The following is a 16,001-nucleotide window of genomic DNA, read 5'->3' on the forward strand; positions in this document are numbered from 1 at the left end:
TTCGTTTTGCAAAGGGCGATATTTTACCCTGGAGCAAGCCCGATCCGGGACACAGGCTGTTTGCATGCCATGCTGAGAATGCTTTTATGACCAATCCCTCTCCTGAAGCGCCGCTGCGTTTAGCGTCCTGGCGCGAATTAGCCTTGCTGGCTTTGCTCACTCTGTGCTGGGGCTTGAATTGGCCGGTGATGAAACTCGGGGTGCAAGATTATCCGCCGCTGGCGTTTCGCGCTATTTCCATGGGCTTGGGTTTGCTGGTGCTGTATGTGATTGCGCGCATCGGTAAAGTTGCGCTGGCCGCGCCGCGTGCGCACTGGCGTCAGATCATGCTGTTGGGCATACCGAATATGGTGATCTGGCATGTGTTTATCATTCTGGCGGTCAAGCAATTGAGTTCGGGCCGCAGCGCGATTCTGGGCTACACCATGCCGCTCTGGGCCGCCTTGCTGGCCTGGCTGCTGTATCGTGAAAAACTGAGCGCGCGCGCGGCATTCGGCCTGGCTTGCGCCGGGGCCGGGGTGGCGCTCTTATTGCAGCAGGAATGGCTAAGCCTGTCCGGGCGTCCCTTGGGTTTGCTGTGCGCCTTGATCGCGGCTGCCGGCTGGGCTTTGGGGACGATTTTGCTCAAGCGCGATGCGCCGCCGCTGCCCACCATCTGCCTGACTTTCTGGATGTTGGCGCAAGCCCTGCTCTGCCTGTGCCTGGGCAGCTTGCTGTTTGAGCGCGCTGCCTGGCGCGCGCCCGATGCCAAAACCTGGGCCGCGATCTGGTACAACGCGGTGGTGGTGTTTGGCTTTGCGCATGTGGCCTGGTTTCGCTTAGCGCGCCTGTTGCCGCCGCTGGCGTCCGGCCTGTCGGTGATGTTAATTCCCATGGTGGGGGTGTTTTCCGGGGCCTGGCTGCTGTGGGAAACGCCGCATTGGCAGGATTATGCGGCGCTGTGCTTGATGCTGCTGGCGATGGGCGCGGTGTTGTTGCAGAAAAAAGAATGAGCCGGCAGGCAGCAGCGCTGGACGCCCCTGGCGCAGCGCTGGCGCCGGGGGCGGGCCGGCCTCAGTTGCTGCGCTTACCCTGCAATTCGGCGCGGGTTTGCTCCATCATATCCAGCATGGTTTGCGCCTGCTGACGCACGCCAGCCGCCGGCGCGCGCGTCAAGCTGCGCAGCTGAGCCATCGCCTTATTCAGCAATTGGCGCGCTTCGTCGCTGCGGCGCATGGCTTGCAGGCATTGCGCATGCAGCAGTTGCAAACGCAATAAGGCTAATTGCAGCAGTGGATTCTTCGGCGCGCGCAAGGCGCAGCGCTTGAACATGGCTTGCGCGGCTTCGATATGCGGCAGGGCCAAATCTTCCCGCCGCGCGATATGCTGAGCGCGCGCCAGCGCTTCTTCGCTCTCGCCCAATTCTTCAACCCAGTTCAGGGGCGCCGGTGTGACTGCGCACAATTCGACAAAGATGCTGCGGCTGTGCTGCAAATGCGGCATCGCCATATCCACCTGGTCGGCAAACACCAGCACCTTGCCCAGCATGCGCGCACGCACGCCAATGGCCGCGCTGGCCTCCTCGCTTGGCGCGTCTTGCGCCAGTGCCTGGGCTTGATCAAGCGCGTCTTGCAAGAGTTTGATCGCGGCGCCGTGCTCGTCGGACAGAAATTGCAAGCGCCCCAGCAAAAATTGCACTTCGCTGCGCTGTTCGCGCAGGCTGATTTGATTGGCCGGGCTGGCTTGTATGAGGTCAAGTTGCTGTTGCGCGCGCAGCAGCGCTTCTTTGCACGCGGCGCGGTCGCCGCCCAAATCGCCTATCGCATGTTGCAGCAATAATTGGCGTACGAATAATTGTTGCGCCAGGCTGTCCTGCGCTGCCATCTGAATGAGTTTGGGCAGAGCATCCAGGCTGCGGCGCAATGCGCGCTCGGCTTCCTGCAAGGCATCGATCTGGTAGTGGTAGCTGGCCAGCATTTCCAGGCTGCAGCACAAGCCGCCCTGGTTTTCCGCATTCGGGCCTTCATCTTGCTCCAGGCTCTCAAAATCCTGCAGAGCGCGCTGAATCAATTCCAGCGCTTCGGGGGAGTTTTGTTCAAACAGAATTTGCGCTTGCTGCAAGCAGATCCAGCCTGAGAGCTGGCGCCAGTGGCTGCTGGCGGTCTCGCTTTTGAGCAATTTTTCATACAGTCTGGCCACGCTGTCCTGTTGCTGCGCCAATTGCGCCATGTCGCCTTGCGCATGCAGCCAGGCGTGCTGCTCGACCAAGGCGTCCAGCAGTGTGAGCAAGTCGTCCTGACTGGTGTGCTCAAGATCGGGTAAGGCGCTGTCAATCAAGGGGCGCGCGGTGGCGCTGCGGGTGAATTCGGGCGCTAACAGGCGCAGGTAAAGCGGGCTGGTGTGAGTCATTGTGAATAGGGTCTTTCGCGATAGGGCGGCATGCGCCGGGGCGCATGAAAACAAAGCGGCGATTGTAGCGCATACTGCGCTGTCAAAACGCATCTGCTGCGGCAGAATGCGGCGCGCCATGGATTGCCACCCATCTTTTTGCCATATGGCAAGCTTTGTCACAGACTTACCACAATTCTTTGCCAAACTGATACTTATTTATGCGCAAAAACATGCCGCGAAAAAGCGCAGGATATGATGTCGCGCATGCATCCGCGCGCTGACTGCGGCTTGCCTTTGTTCTTCCACGCGTTTTCCTTTCGAATGGAGCTCCCCCCCATGCGTGACACGGCTCTGGCGCCTGAGAGCGCCGCTGATCTGGCCCTGCGCCAAGAAATCAGCTCAGGCTTGCAGCAAGCCTGCCCTGTGATTTCTCCCAAATTTTTATATGACGACATGGGTTCGCGTCTGTTTGAAGCGATTTGCCTTTTGCCTGAATATTATTTAACCCGCACTGAGGCGCGCATTTTCAGCCGCCATCAGGATGAAATATTAAGCGCGCTGGGGCAGGATATCTGCCTGATCGAACCCGGCGCCGGCAGTTGCGAAAAAGCGCAAAAACTGCTGCAAGCGGGTCTGGCGGCGTGGCAATATGTGGCGCTGGATATTTCCGCCGATTTTCTGCAGCAGGCCGCCAGCCGCCTGCGTCAGCATTTCCCGCAGCTGGAGGTAATGGCGCATAGCATGGATTTTTCGCGCGAATTTGAGCTGCCCGCACAAGCCCAAACCGCGCGCCGGGTGTTTTTCTATCCCGGTTCCTCGATTGGCAATTTCATGCCTGAGCAGGCGGTGGATTTGATGGGGCGCATGCGCGACGCCATGGATGAAGATGGCGGCTTGCTGATCGGGGTCGATATGAAAAAACCCAAGCGCATCCTGGACGCCGCCTATGATGATGCGATGGGCTTGACGGCGGCTTTCAATCTGAATCTGCTGCGCAATGTGAACCGCATTCTGGAAGCCGATTTTGATTTGCGCGAATGGCAACACCAGGGTTTTTACAATGTCGCGCAAGGCCGGGTGGAAATGCATCTGGCCGCCAAACATGAGCTGCTGGCGCAATGGCCGGGCGGCGCGCGCCGCTTTGAACGGGGCGAATCGATTCACACTGAAAACAGCTATAAATACACGCTGGATGAATTCGCCGCCCTGCTCAAACGCGCCAGCTTTGCTGTGAAACAGGTGTGGCAGGATGAGGATGCCTGGTTCTCCGTGATTTATGCGAAGCCGGTATGATGGGCGCGGCGGAAAAATTTCAACAGGTGCGCCAGCACACCCTGGCGCTGATCGAAGGCTTATCAGCGGAAGATTGCTGTGTGCAGGCGATGCCGGACGCGAGTCCGGCGAAATGGCATTTGGCGCACACCAGCTGGTTTTTTGAAACCTTTATCCTGGCGCGCTTTGCACCCGGCTTCCAGCCCTTCGATGCGGCCTATAAAGTCTTATTCAATTCCTATTACCAGGGGGTGGGCGAACAATATCCACGTCCCAAACGCGGACTGCTGACCCGTCCCGCGCTGCCTGAAGTGCTGGCCTACCGCCGCCATGTGGAGCACGGCATTCTGCAACTCTTGCAAGCCGCCCCGGCGGATCAAGCGCTGCTAAGCTTGCTCGAACTTGGCTTGCAACACGAGCAGCAGCACCAGGAATTATTGCTGACCGATGTCAAATATCTCTTGTCCTGCAATCCGCTGGCCCCAGCCTGGCGCGTGGACTGTCGCGCCAGCAGTCCCGAAACGCAGGCCATGCATGCGCCGCAGAGCGCGTGGCGCAGTTGCGAAGGCGGTTTGCAGGAAATCGGCGCAAGCGGCGCGGGCTTTTGTTTTGACAATGAATTGCCGCGTCACACTGTGTATACCGCGCCGTTTGCGATTGCCGCAACGCCGGTCAGCAATGCGCAATGGCTGGCGTTCATCGAGGCCGGCGGCTACCAGGAGCCGCAATATTGGCTGGCCGAGGGCTGGGATATGCTGCGGCGCGAAGGCTGGCAGGCGCCGCTGTACTGGCGCCGGCAGAACAGCGCCTGGCAGGCGTTCACCTTAAACGGCCTGCAAACGCTGCCGCTGGCGGCCCCGGTGATGCATATCTCTTATTTTGAAGCCGATGCCTTTGCGCGCTGGGCCAAGGCGCGCCTGCCGAGTGAGGCGGAATGGGAAATCGCGCAGGCGCAAGGTGTGCTCGAACATGCGTTTGACCGGGTATGGCAATGGACGCAGAGCAGTTATGCGCCCTACCCCGGTTTTCAGATTCCGCCCGGCGCAGTCGGTGAATACAATGGCAAATTCATGGTGAATCAATATGTCTTGCGCGGCGCCTCGCTGGCCACGCCAACCGGCCATGCGCGCGCCACCTACCGCAATTTCTTCCCCGCCAGCGCGCGCTGGCAATTTGCGGGCTTGCGCCTGGCGCGGGATTTGACTTGATTGTGTTGCAACCGTCCCCGGCGGGTTTGGCTTACAGATTGGCAGCATTCCAGGAATGATAGCGGGCTGGCTTAATCAGGGACGGATTGCGATGGGCATGCCGTTTGCGGCATGTCCCGGCCTTGTGCGCGACTGAAGTTGCACCCCCACACACCCACAGCAAGCCCCCCCCCTTCATGCCACCTTGGCGCACTGCCTGGGCAGCAAAAATCCCAGACTGGGACAGGGCTTGATATGCAAGGCGTGCAAGTAATAGCGCAGCAGCACATATTCCAGCGCGCTGCAGTCACGCGCCAGAAGCGGGTATAACTGGCTTTCCTGCTCCGCCACGCGCATCATCTGCAACAGCACCGGATAAGGCGATTGCGGGGCCCAGTCTTGCGCATCACACACAATCCCATAACGCGCCAGCGCCGACGACAAGATAGCGCGCTGCGCCACATAGGCGGCATGCAAGAGCATGCCCAGCGCCGCATCTTCAGCACTGCCGGCGGATGGCGGCTGCAGCAAGAAATCCTGCCATTGCGCAAGCGTGTATTGCGCCAGATGCTGCGCGCGCAGGCTGTGCAAGTGTGGCGCGGCCTGCCCCATGTCCGGGTGCAAACTCCAGGCCGGCAATTCCAGCGCGGCCCAATCATATTCGCGCGCGCCAGCGGCCAGCAAACTGAGTTGCTGCGCCCCTAAGCTTTGCGCCAGCGCAGTCCAATGCAGTTTTAAACGGTATTGGCGCGATAAAAAGGTTTCGCTGGCGTATTGCATAAAAGCGTGCACCTGATCAATCGAGCCGAAATGGCGCACAAATTGCGCATTGTAGTAATACGAAGGATGAATCAAACCGGGTTCGGCGTGTGGCGCACCGGTCACCGTCAGCGCATCGCTGCGCGCATTCGGCGGCAAATGCTGCAAACATTCATACACCCGCAATGCCGGGTAACTGTCCGCTTCGTCATAGCGCACATCCAAACCTTCTTGCACAAATAATTCCAGGGTCTGGCGGATCGAAGTAAAGTCAGCATAGGGATTGCCCAGCCAAGACCACAAAATCCAGCGCGGCTGGCGCATATGCTCAAATTCCGGCTCCTGATCGATTTCCATAAAATCTTTGATCTGCTGCACCGCGTTTTTAACCCGGTATGGCTCGCGCATGCGCGCCAGATTGCCATCGTCCAAGGTGGTGAAGGCGCCGCTTTGTTCAATCAACAGGCCGGAGCGGCGCAGAATGCGCAATTCATCCTTATCAAACACCCCCGGCAAAAAATACGCGCGCCAAAAGATCGGGCGCTGCAGCTGCGCATTCATATTGATAATGCGCTGCGCCAATTCCATCACATGCTTTTTACAGGTATTCAATTCCGAGCAGATAAACCAGAAATAGCGCAAACCGTAGGCCAATAATTGGCGCATTTCCGCTTCCACCACATCCAGATTGCGCCGCCGCACGGTTTTGCCTTTGACAATCGGCTCGCAGCAAAAAGAACAGGAACAAGGACAGCCGCGCGCGATTTCTATCGCAATCGATAAACCGGTGTCTTTATACGAACCCAGCCCCGGCACGGCTTCCAGATGCGCATTGCGCAAATTGCGTTCGCCGTGAAAGCGGAAGATTTCATCAATGATGTCCGGCGTATATTCCACCTCATCCAGCGGGCCGTAATACACGCGCTGGTTTTGCCGCCAGACGCCGTTTTCATCGCGATACAGCAAATTCGCCACGCCCCCGGTCTGGCCGGCCAGGACGGCATCGAATTTTTGCAAAAAATCATCCGGCTCGCCGACCACGCCGTAATCCGGCTGCAAATAGTCTGCCGCCTTGCTGCCATTCACACTGAAATTAAAGCCGCCGACAATGATTTTGGCGTCGCACAAGCTGCGCACATGGGCGATCGCGGCGCGCGTTTCTTCCACTGGAAACCAGGGATTTTTGGGCGGCTGACGCTGGATGCTCAAATAATTATCCGCCGCCACCGAGTCCGCCTGACGCACCGTAAAGCCGACCGCGCGCGGGCGGTGGCGGCGGATCAGGTGGGCGATGCAATCGAGTTTATCAGCCAGCGACAAATCCAGCCCATCCCAGCGCACCACCTTCAAACCGGCGCGCCGCGCCAAGGCCGAGACTTGCACAAAAGCATACGGAAACACCGGGCGGCCCGGCAGATTGCTCAAATTCAAAAACAGCATATCAACCGCGTCGGGCGGGTTGATTCCAGTGTAGGCAGGCAACATAGCGGGGGCGGGGAAAGGGTTGCGATGGCAAATTGTATGCGCGCGCGTTGGCGCGGCGGGCAAAAGCGCAGCAATACCGCGCCATTTTGCGCGCGCCTGTTGTTTGCCTGCCGCAGCAGGCGCGCGCCGCCGGGTAAACGCCCTACAATGCGCCATCAACCATACGCTATGGGAGCTGCCATGTTCGCTTCGCGCTATCTGTGTTTTTATCTGTGTTGCGGCTGTGCTTTGGGCAGCGCGCTTGCGCTGAGCGATGCGCTGTGGCGCCAACATGTCTGGCTGTGGCTGCTGTTTTTGCTGGCTGCCGCGCTCAGCGTGCTGGGCCTGCACGACATCAAACAAAAGCGGCGCGCGATTTTGCGCAATTACCCGATACTGGCGCATTTCCGCTTTTTATTTGAAGCGATCCGCCCTGAAATCCGCCAATATTTTTTGGAAGACGACACCGAGGCGCGCCCGTTTTCGCGCAACCAGCGCAGCCTGGTGTATCAGCGCGCCAAGCAGGAAACCGATAAACGCCCGTTTGGCACCCAGCTCGATGTGTACGCCAATGACTATGAATGGATTAACCACTCAATTGTGCCGGGGCAGCCGGCCAGCCATGATTTCCGCATCGAAATCGGCAATCACCCGGACTGCCCGCGCGCCCAGCCTTACAGCGCATCTGTGTTCAATATTTCCGCCATGAGTTTCGGCGCGCTCTCGGCGAATGCGATTCTGGCCTTGAACGGCGGCGCCAAAAAAGGCAATTTCATGCACGACACCGGCGAAGGCAGCATCAGCGTGCATCACCGCACGCATGGCGGCGACCTGGTGTGGGAAATCGGCTCAGGCTATTTTGGCTGCCGCACGCCGGACGGCAAATTTTCGCTGGACAAATTCAAACAAAACGCCGCCGCGCCGCAAGTCAAAATGATTGAAGTCAAACTCTCGCAAGGCGCCAAACCGGGCCATGGCGGGGTTTTGCCCGGGGCCAAGGTGAGCGCCGAAATCGCCGCCGCGCGCGGCGTGCAAATTGGCGAAGACTGCATCTCGCCGCCCTGCCACAGCGCGTTTGCCACGCCGCTGGAATTGCTGCATTTCATTGAAACCTTGCGCAATGCCTCGGGCGGCAAGCCGACCGGCTTTAAACTCTCGATTGGCCACCCCTGGGAATTTTTTGCGATTGTCAAAGCCATGCTGGAGTGCGACATCGTGCCGGATTTCATTGTGGTGGATGGCGGCGAAGGCGGCACCGGAGCGGCGCCGGTGGAGTTTTCCGACCACATCGGCACGCCTTTGCAAGAAGCGCTGCTATTGGCGCACAACACCCTGGTAGGGGCGAATTTGCGCGCCAAAATCAAGCTCGGCGCCTCGGGCAAGGTGATTTCCGCGTTTGACATCGCGCGCACCCTGGCCCTGGGCGCGGATTGGTGCAATAGCGCGCGCGGCTTTATGTTTGCGCTGGGCTGCATCCAATCGCAAAGCTGCCACACCGACCGCTGCCCGACCGGCGTCACCACCCAAGACCCCAAGCGCCAGCAGGCTTTGTATGTGCCGGACAAAATTGAGCGGGTGTACCACTTCCATCAAAACACCTTGAAAGCCTTGCGCGAACTGGTGGCGGCGGCCGGCTTGAACCACCCCTCAGAACTGCGCCCGCATCACCTGGTGCGCCGCATTTCCAGCAGCCAGGTGCGGCTGGCGGCGAATCTGCTGCCGTATATCAAGCCCGGGCAATTGCTGGATGCGGCGCAATTGGCGGAGTTGCCGCCGGTGTTTCAGTATTATTGGCCGCTGGCGCAGGCGGGGTCGTTTTTGGCTGGAAGAGTACCTATACTACAAAACTCCTCAACCTCTTAGAATATGTGTATAAAGGTTTATCGAACTATTTTCTTAAACCATCCAATCACAACATGAATACTTCAATTAAGTACCAGATCTTTGTTAGCTCTACGTATCGTGATCTTAAAGACGAACGAGACCAAGTGATCAAAGGCATACTTGAGCTAGGACATATCCCTATCGGCATGGAGATGTTTAGTGCCGCAGACGAGGATCAGTGGCAAGTCATAGCAAAGAAGATTGATGAAGCAGACTACTATGTGCTGATCCTCGCACACCGCTATGGAACCACAACATCAGAAGGATTAAGCTATACAGAGAAGGAATATGACTATGCCATCTCACAACACGTCCCTATTCTCGGGTTTATTATCGATGATGAGGCGCACTGGCCAGCAAATAAAATGGATAAAGATGCTACCGCACAACAACGCCTTTTTTCATTTAAAGAGAAAGTTTTAAAGCGCCTCATTAAACATTGGACAGACAAGCACGATCTACACGCAAAGGTCTGCGCAGCACTTGTAAAGTCTTTTTCATCCAACCCTCGCACAGGTTGGATTCGTGCCTCAGAAGCACCAGCAATACAGGGATCATATGAGTCAGAGCAGTTTGGGGCATCCAGCAGACTTCGCATTGATATATATTACTATTCAAATAAATCAAACACACCTTTTAGCAAGGATCACGCGAATGCTCTTGCAAGTCAGTATCTCCGTCTTGGCATGTCTCCGCGCGTACTTCAACATGTACAAGGTAATCCAGACGCATTTTTCATTGGAGCACTTGTGACTGCAGCAGAATTACGAGCTGTTCTTACCTCCTTTGACACAAAGACACTTAAATATCTTTTTCCTCCTGACTCACCTGACTCTGAAGCGGAGCGTGTCAAGGTAGTTGTCGCAAAAAATCGATTAAGCAACCATGCGCTGGTCCAGCTTTGATGGCGGATTAAGCCAGACCTCATTGGGCGCCAGCCAGGGCCGTGTATGACGCTTCCAGCGCAGCGGATGGCGTTGCCGGGCTTCGGCATAAACGTCGCGTCGGCGCTCCAGGATCGCATTGGCGGCGCCCGTATGGCGCTGCTCCGGCGTCACATAGGCCAAGGCGCTGTGCAAATGGGTGCAGTTGTACCAAGTCACAAATTGCAGTGTCCAATCCCGAGCCTGCGCGATGCTCTCAAAGCCTTTGGCTGGATAGCTGGGCGCATATTTACAGGTGCGGAACCACGCTTCGATATGGGCATTGTCATCGGAGACGCCAGGCCGGCTATGCGAGGAGCCGATGCCCAGCATTTCCAACTTGCTCTTGAGCGTGTGCGAAGTTTGCGCAGCACCGTTATCGGCATGCAGCACCAATGGCGTGCAGCGGCGCTGTTCACGCCAGCAGGCGCGCTCAATCAGTAAAGCAGCTTCCTCACCATTTTCCCGCTCGTGGACTTCCCATGCGACCAGTTTGCGGCTGTAAATATCGAGCACGGCATACAGATAAAAATACTGGCCGCGCACCCGGCTGGGCAGGTACGTCACGTCCCAGCTCCAGACCTGGTTGGGGCCATGGGCGACATGGCGCACCGGCTCGCTGGCCACAGGAGCCTTGCTGCGACCCCGGTGATGCTGCTGGTCGGCGCTTCTCAGCACACGATAGAACGACGATTCCGATGCCACATACGCTCCCTCGTCGGCCAGCCGCGGCACGATCTGCGCTGGCGGCAAATCGGCAAAGCGCGGTTCATGACACAGTTGCAGGATGCGCTGACGTTCTTCATCAGACAGTTTGTGCGCAGGCGCTGGCCGCTCTGCCTCCGGTCGGCCGTCAGGACGAATTTCACCGTCACAACGCCAACGTTCCAAGGTGCGCACGCTTAGACCGAGTTCGGCGCATGCCAATGCTAAACGCGCACCAGCCTTCCGGGCCTGCAGAATATCGGCGATCATTTCAAGGCGCTGGGGCAACGCAGTCATGCGTCCTCGCCGTCGATCCCCAGCGCCTCGTACTTTCGGGACAGAACCAGCAAGGCCGCTGTTTCCGCCAGCGCTTTTTCTTTACGCCGCAAATCCTTTTCCAGCTCCTTGATGCGCTTTTTGTCTTTGGCCCGGGCTGCAGCATCGGCTTGACTGCTCTGGCTGCTAAGCGCAGCGTGCATTTCTGTGCGCCAGCGCTCCAGTTGCGCTACCAGCAAGCCTTTACGGCGGCAATACTCAGCCAGCTCTGCTTCGTTCAGCGGCGCCGCTTCCAGTACTGCAGCAAATTTGTCCGCAGCACGCCATTGCTCGGGGTTTTGTCCGTCGCCAGGCACAACACGACCGGCTTCACGGGCCTGCTTCCGCCACAGGTAAAGCGTAGCCTCTGGCACGCCGCTTATCTCAGCGACCTCGGCCACAGACTTGTTTTGTGGTGCGCTCATCAGCTTGAGCACATGTTCTTTCTTCTCTTGTGTGTATTTCATTATCGTCTGTTCCATCGCCCCCGGGATGGATTAGAACTCCAAATCACTGGAGGCGACAACTATTTTGACACGGGGGGGAAGGAGGAGATTTAAATGGCCGCCGCATAGGAATTGGATACGACTCAAGCTATAACCAATCAATTCATGCATCCAACTCAGCTGCCCGACCGAAGCAGATTACTCGCGCTCAACTCAAGCGGCTTCTTGACCCAAGCCTAACTAATGGAGAACTCCATCGGCTAATCTTTGAGTGGACGCGACCTAATCCATAATTGCAGACTCTGCATTAAGTTCCATTATCAAATTTATGGATAGGAGGCAATTGTCTCCATGATCGGAGCACTTGCCGCAGCAGGCGCTTAGCCATTCACCTGCACCCACTCAATCACTTTAGCAAGCGTGCAAGATTGGCGGCACAGCATGGCGTTTTTTTCGCCATGCGCTGATGCGCGCTGCCTGGCTGCAATTTATTGCGTATCCAATGCCACCATCATCATCATACGCAGCAAGGCCGGCCATTCCTGCTGCCGCGCCGTCAACCGTTTTTCCGCCTCTAATTTGTCCAGAATGCGCAAGGCCTGTTGTGCATGGCTGCGCGCTTTGTCTTTGGCCGGCTGGGCCGCATAGAGGCCGAACAGTTTGACATGCGAGAGCGCCAAGTCTGACTGCCATTCTGCATTCAAGGGATCGCGCTGCGCCAGCTTTTCTCTGATCTGCCGGCTGCGCGTAAAACTGCCCAAGGCCGCTGACAAATCGCCTTGCGCTTGCTGGATGTCGCCGATTCTCTCCAGACTCACACTCAGATCGCGCTGCCACTCGCTATTGCCCGCATCGCGCTGCGCCAGCCTTTCGAAGATCTGCAGGCTGCGCGTAAAACTGCCCAAGGCCGCTGACAGATCGCCTTGCGCTTGCAAAATGTCGCCGATTTTATTCAAACTCACACTTAGATCACGCTGCCACTCGCTATTGCCCGCATCGCGCTGCGCCAGCTTTTCGAAGATCTGCAGGCTGCGCGTAAAACTGCCCAAGGCCGCTGACAGATCGCCTTGCGCTTGCTGGATGTCGCCAATTTTATTCAAGCTCACACTCAGATCGCGCTGCCACTCGCTATTGCCCGCATCGCGCTGCGCCAGCTTTTCTCTGATCTGCAGGCTGCGCGTAAAACTGCCCAAGGCCGCTGACAGATCGCCTTGCGCTTGCTGGATGTCGCCGATTCTGTCCAAACTCACACTCAGATCGCGCTGCCACCGGGTATTGCCCGCATCGCGCTGCGCCAGCTTTTCTCTGATCTGCAGGCTGCGCGTAAAACTGCCCAAGGCCGCTGACAAATCGCCTTGCGCTTGCTGGATGTCGCCGATTTTATTCAAACTCACACTCAGATCGCGCTGCCACCCGGTATTGCCCGCATCGCGCTGCGCCAGCTTTTCTCTGATCTGCAGGCTGCGCGTAAAACTGCCCAAGGCCGCTGACAAATCTCCTTGCGCTTGCTGGATGTCGCCGATTCTGTCCAAACTCACACTCAGATCGCGCTGCCACCGGGTATTGCCCGCATCGCGCTGCGCCAGCTTTTCGCTGATCTGCAGGCTGCGTGTAAAACTGCCCAAGGCCGCTGACAGATTGCCTTGCGCTTGCTGGATGATACCAACCCAAACCAAACTCTTACTCAGATCGAACTGCCACTGGGTATTGCCCGAATCGCGCTGCACAAGCTTTTCACTGATCAGTAGGCCACGTTTAAAACTGACCAAAGCCGCTGACAGATCGCCTTGCGCTTGCAAGATGTCGCCCATATCAATCAACAAATACGCCTGAATCGCCTCTTGCTGATCGTGTGAAATATCTACGCTTGGCAATAACTGCTGCACTTTGGCATAGGCCAGCATGGCTTGCGCCAATTCCCCGGCTTGTTGTTCCATCCGGCCCAATTGCCACCAATCCCATACACTGGCGCCAGCCAAGGCAACCACCCTTTTCCATGCCGCCAAGGCGCGGGCGCTGTCTTTGCCGCTCCACAAGGCTGCTGCCTGTCTTTCTTTTTCCAGCAAAAGTGCGCCTTGCGCTTGCATTTCCTGGCGCAAGGCGGCGGCTTCCTGCTCCACTGCCTCTGCCGTGGGCGCCACATCGCCGGCGCGCAAGGCTTGCACGCGGCGCTTGTCTTCCTGGCTGGCTTGCGGCGACTGGGCTTTTTCAATGGCGTTTAAGGCGGCTTCGGCGCGATAGCGTTCAAGTTCTTGATTAAGTGCTCTTTCCTTTAAATTCCAATCGGCTTCTTTTCTTCGATACTCACCTAATGTTTTTGCAATATCAGGTTCACATTGTTGAATAATGTTCACTGTTGTGTTTTTTTGTTCGATGTGAACTTTTGCGTTACCACAGATATTGGTGACGTTTGCATGTTGTGATGGCTTTGGGTTTGCCTTTGATTGCGCAAAAACCTGCACGCTGCCACAAAGCAATACAACAACCAAGATTAATTGTGATGCACTACTTGCCATTGCCCACCCCCTGCTTAATCGTCACAGTAGCGCTGCCGCTCACCCCGTCCACCTCGGCTGTTTGCCCGCCGGCGCCGGCTGGGCTGGATTGGTTTATTTCAACTTTGGCCTGGTCTTTCACATTGCGGGCTTTTGCCGTTTGCGCGCTGGCTTGCGCACTGCTGGAGGGAGGCGGGCTGGCTTGCGGTGTGGGCGCGGCGCCCTTGGCGTTTTTTTGCAATTCCACCTGCGCGCTCAACCACATTTGCCAACCGCCCAGGGCCAAGCTGCCGGCTAACGCCAGCGCCAGCAACAAGGGCCAGGTTTTTTTCCACAGCGCTGGGCTGCTCTTGCTGCGCCAGAGTAAAAACGCCATCAACAACAGGATAAAGCCGATTAATTGCAATGGCCCATTGATTTTCGCCACCAAGCCCGTCATGCCTTCCATGCCTGCCTCCATATGTGGTTCTGGCATAGCCTAACCTGAAAAGCAGGCGCAGAAAACAGAAATTGTGCTGTACTGTGGATACCATGCAGCACAGTCGGCATGAGGCTTTCTTTGGGCTTTCTTTGCCATGCTTGGGTATGTGGATGTGCGCCAATTTTTAGTGGCTGGCGCCGATGGCATAGGACAAACAAAAAACGCCTGTTGCAATACATACTTTGCGCACCCGGGGTGCGCAGGCGCTTAGCCATTCACCTGCACCCACTCAATCACTTTATCCAGCAGCGCGCGCCCGCTTTCGGGGTTGCTGTGGTTGACGAAGGCGGCCAGGGCGTAGCGCTGGCCGGATTGCGCCAGCACATAGCCGGCCACGCTGCGCACGTCTTTGAGGGTGCCGGTTTTGATGTGGGCCTGTCCCTGGGCCGGGCTTTGCAAGAGGCGGCGGCGCATGGTGCCATCCACCCCCACCAGCGGCATGCTGGCGATGAATTCCGGCATGTGCGGCGCGCGCCAGGCCAGTTGCAGCACGCGCACCATGCCGGCTGGAGAAATCCGTTCGCGGCGCGACAGGCCGGAGCCGTTGTCCAGAAAACAGGGGGGCAGTTCTAACAATCAAACTTTTTTGGAATGTTAGAACTAACCTTATTGTTGTTTGGAACTACCCCCGTTGACTTCCTTCACAGCGCCAACCCAAGCTAATGCCCAGTGCGATCGGGCGCGATTATTTTTTGGCGCAGACGGCGGTGAGTTGGGGTGGATTTGTAACGGGAGATACTACATCTTCAACGATGCGTGTTTGCCTTTTGGCTGTTGCCTGATTATCAAGAAGGGAATTAATATACATCGGACTGGAATAGCCAATATCTTTTTCGGCGACATTATCTTTGTAAAATTGAATCATGGCGCGTGCCTTTTCCATATTCGCGGCGCTTGGTTGCGCCCAATGGCTGCAATCTTCACTTGCTTTGGCAATATTTTGCGCCAGCGTGAGCGAATCATCCCACAGAATAGCTAGTGAAAAACTGATTAAATAGTTTAAGTCTTCCAGGGTGTAATCCGGCACATCGCCAAAACCCGGATCGGCCAGCACCAGCGCCCCCAACTCATCAGGGTATTCTACCAAATTATCATTTGCCAAGCGGATTAACATAAAGCCACCATAATTTGTTTAGCAAGCTCGCGTTCAAGCGCTGCAATTTGCGGGTATTGGTCATATGGCTTCTCAGACATGAGCCAGGCAATTCCGCCTTGCGCGTCAAAGCGGCTTAAGTGCGATAACTTTCCCCGCAAAATGTCGTGCATGGCGCGGGCAGCCCTGTCATAAGCGCGAGCTTTTGTATTTGCACCACCGGGTCTGCCGGCCTCCAAATCCTCTGTCAACAAGTAAAAACCAAATATCGAAATGATTTGCAGATCAGCCTTACTAATTTTATTCAAAGTAAAGTCATTTTTCACAAAAGCTAAGTTATTGATTTTATTGATAAATATTAATCTGGAAAATGGTTTTGCAAAGTGCAAGGTTAGTAACCATTTGAACTGCCCTGTGTGCAATCGCCAATGAAATGCCAATTCCATTTACAGGCGTCGAAACTGAAGAATCCATGCTGCCATCAGCATTAGTGAATTTCAAACCAAGCACATAACCACTTATACCATGGACGCTATTGTAGCTCAAAATAACGCGGTATCTGTTTCCATAAACATTGATTTCCTCAACTTTCTCGCGGACTTGCTGC

12 protein-coding genes and 1 pseudogene are annotated in these 16,001 nt (G+C 56.5%); 5 read left to right on the top strand and 8 right to left on the bottom strand.

The genetic code is table 11. The annotated features are described in order from the left end of the window. Nucleotides 1-86: 86 nt before the first annotated feature. Nucleotides 87-992 carry a DMT family transporter gene (locus V8J88_RS11440; protein ID WP_338849663.1) on the top strand — a complete coding sequence of 302 codons (906 nt, stop codon included), beginning with the start codon at nt 87-89 and terminating at the stop codon, nt 990-992. A gap of 61 nt (nt 993-1,053) precedes the next feature. Here V8J88_RS11440 and V8J88_RS11445 read toward each other — a convergent pair whose 3' ends face one another. Continuing rightward, nucleotides 1,054-2,388: a hypothetical protein gene (locus V8J88_RS11445; RefSeq protein WP_338849664.1), complete on the bottom strand. Its 1,335-nt coding sequence runs from the start codon at nt 2,386-2,388 to the stop codon at nt 1,054-1,056. Nucleotides 2,389-2,706: 318 nt separating this feature from the next. Here V8J88_RS11445 and egtD point away from each other — a divergent pair, with 318 nt between their 5' ends. Beyond that, nucleotides 2,707-3,663, top strand: coding sequence for an L-histidine N(alpha)-methyltransferase (gene egtD / locus V8J88_RS11450; RefSeq protein WP_338849665.1), 957 nt, complete (start codon nt 2,707-2,709; stop codon nt 3,661-3,663). Beyond that, complete coding sequence (gene egtB / locus V8J88_RS11455; RefSeq protein ID WP_338849873.1) at nt 3,663-4,850, top strand: ergothioneine biosynthesis protein EgtB; 1,188 nt, start codon at nt 3,663-3,665, stop codon at nt 4,848-4,850. The genes egtD and egtB overlap by 1 nt, the downstream gene beginning before the upstream one ends. Before the next feature lie 174 nt (nt 4,851-5,024). Here the strand turns inward: egtB and V8J88_RS11460 are convergent, their stop codons facing one another. After that, the gene (locus V8J88_RS11460; RefSeq protein WP_338849666.1) at nt 5,025-7,028 is read right to left on the bottom strand and encodes a hypothetical protein; all 2,004 of its coding nucleotides are present in this window, start codon (nt 7,026-7,028) and stop codon (nt 5,025-5,027) included. A gap of 225 nt (nt 7,029-7,253) precedes the next feature. On the opposite strand from V8J88_RS11460, the gene V8J88_RS11465 reads away from it, so the two are divergent. Then, nucleotides 7,254-8,915, top strand: coding sequence for an FMN-binding glutamate synthase family protein (locus V8J88_RS11465; protein WP_338849667.1), 1,662 nt, complete (start codon nt 7,254-7,256; stop codon nt 8,913-8,915). Between the two features lie 53 nt (nt 8,916-8,968). Beyond that, on the top strand, nt 8,969-9,841 hold the full coding sequence (locus tag V8J88_RS11470) for a DUF4062 domain-containing protein (RefSeq protein ID WP_338849668.1): 873 nt from the start codon (nt 8,969-8,971) through the stop codon (nt 9,839-9,841). On the opposite strand, the pseudogene V8J88_RS11475 reads toward V8J88_RS11470, so the two are convergent. The 6 genes and pseudogenes from V8J88_RS11475 to V8J88_RS11500 form a co-directional block, all read right to left on the bottom strand. Next, a pseudogene (locus tag V8J88_RS11475) lies at nt 9,812-11,349 on the bottom strand (IS3 family transposase). The gene V8J88_RS11470 and the pseudogene V8J88_RS11475 overlap by 30 nt on opposite strands. Nucleotides 11,350-11,813: 464 nt before the next feature. Next, nucleotides 11,814-13,679, bottom strand: a complete 1,866-nt coding sequence (locus V8J88_RS11480) for a hypothetical protein (protein ID WP_338849669.1) — start codon at nt 13,677-13,679, stop codon at nt 11,814-11,816. A 151-nt stretch (nt 13,680-13,830) separates the two neighbouring features. Further along, nucleotides 13,831-14,268: a hypothetical protein gene (locus V8J88_RS11485; protein ID WP_338849670.1), complete on the bottom strand. Its 438-nt coding sequence runs from the start codon at nt 14,266-14,268 to the stop codon at nt 13,831-13,833. Nucleotides 14,269-14,508: 240 nt separating this feature from the next. Continuing rightward, nucleotides 14,509-14,877: a D-alanyl-D-alanine carboxypeptidase gene (locus tag V8J88_RS11490; protein WP_338849671.1), complete on the bottom strand. Its 369-nt coding sequence runs from the start codon at nt 14,875-14,877 to the stop codon at nt 14,509-14,511. A gap of 109 nt (nt 14,878-14,986) precedes the next feature. Further along, a complete protein-coding gene (locus V8J88_RS11495; RefSeq protein WP_338849672.1) occupies nt 14,987-15,415 on the bottom strand; it encodes a hypothetical protein in 429 nt (142 codons plus the stop codon). Beyond that, nucleotides 15,409-15,840 carry a hypothetical protein gene (locus V8J88_RS11500; protein WP_338849673.1) on the bottom strand — a complete coding sequence of 144 codons (432 nt, stop codon included), beginning with the start codon at nt 15,838-15,840 and terminating at the stop codon, nt 15,409-15,411. Before V8J88_RS11500 ends, V8J88_RS11495 begins: the two co-directional genes overlap by 7 nt. Between the last annotated feature and the right edge of the window lie 161 nt (nt 15,841-16,001).

This window comes from Massilia sp. W12, assembly GCF_037300705.1.
GTDB lineage: Bacteria > Pseudomonadota > Gammaproteobacteria > Burkholderiales > Burkholderiaceae_D > JACPVY01.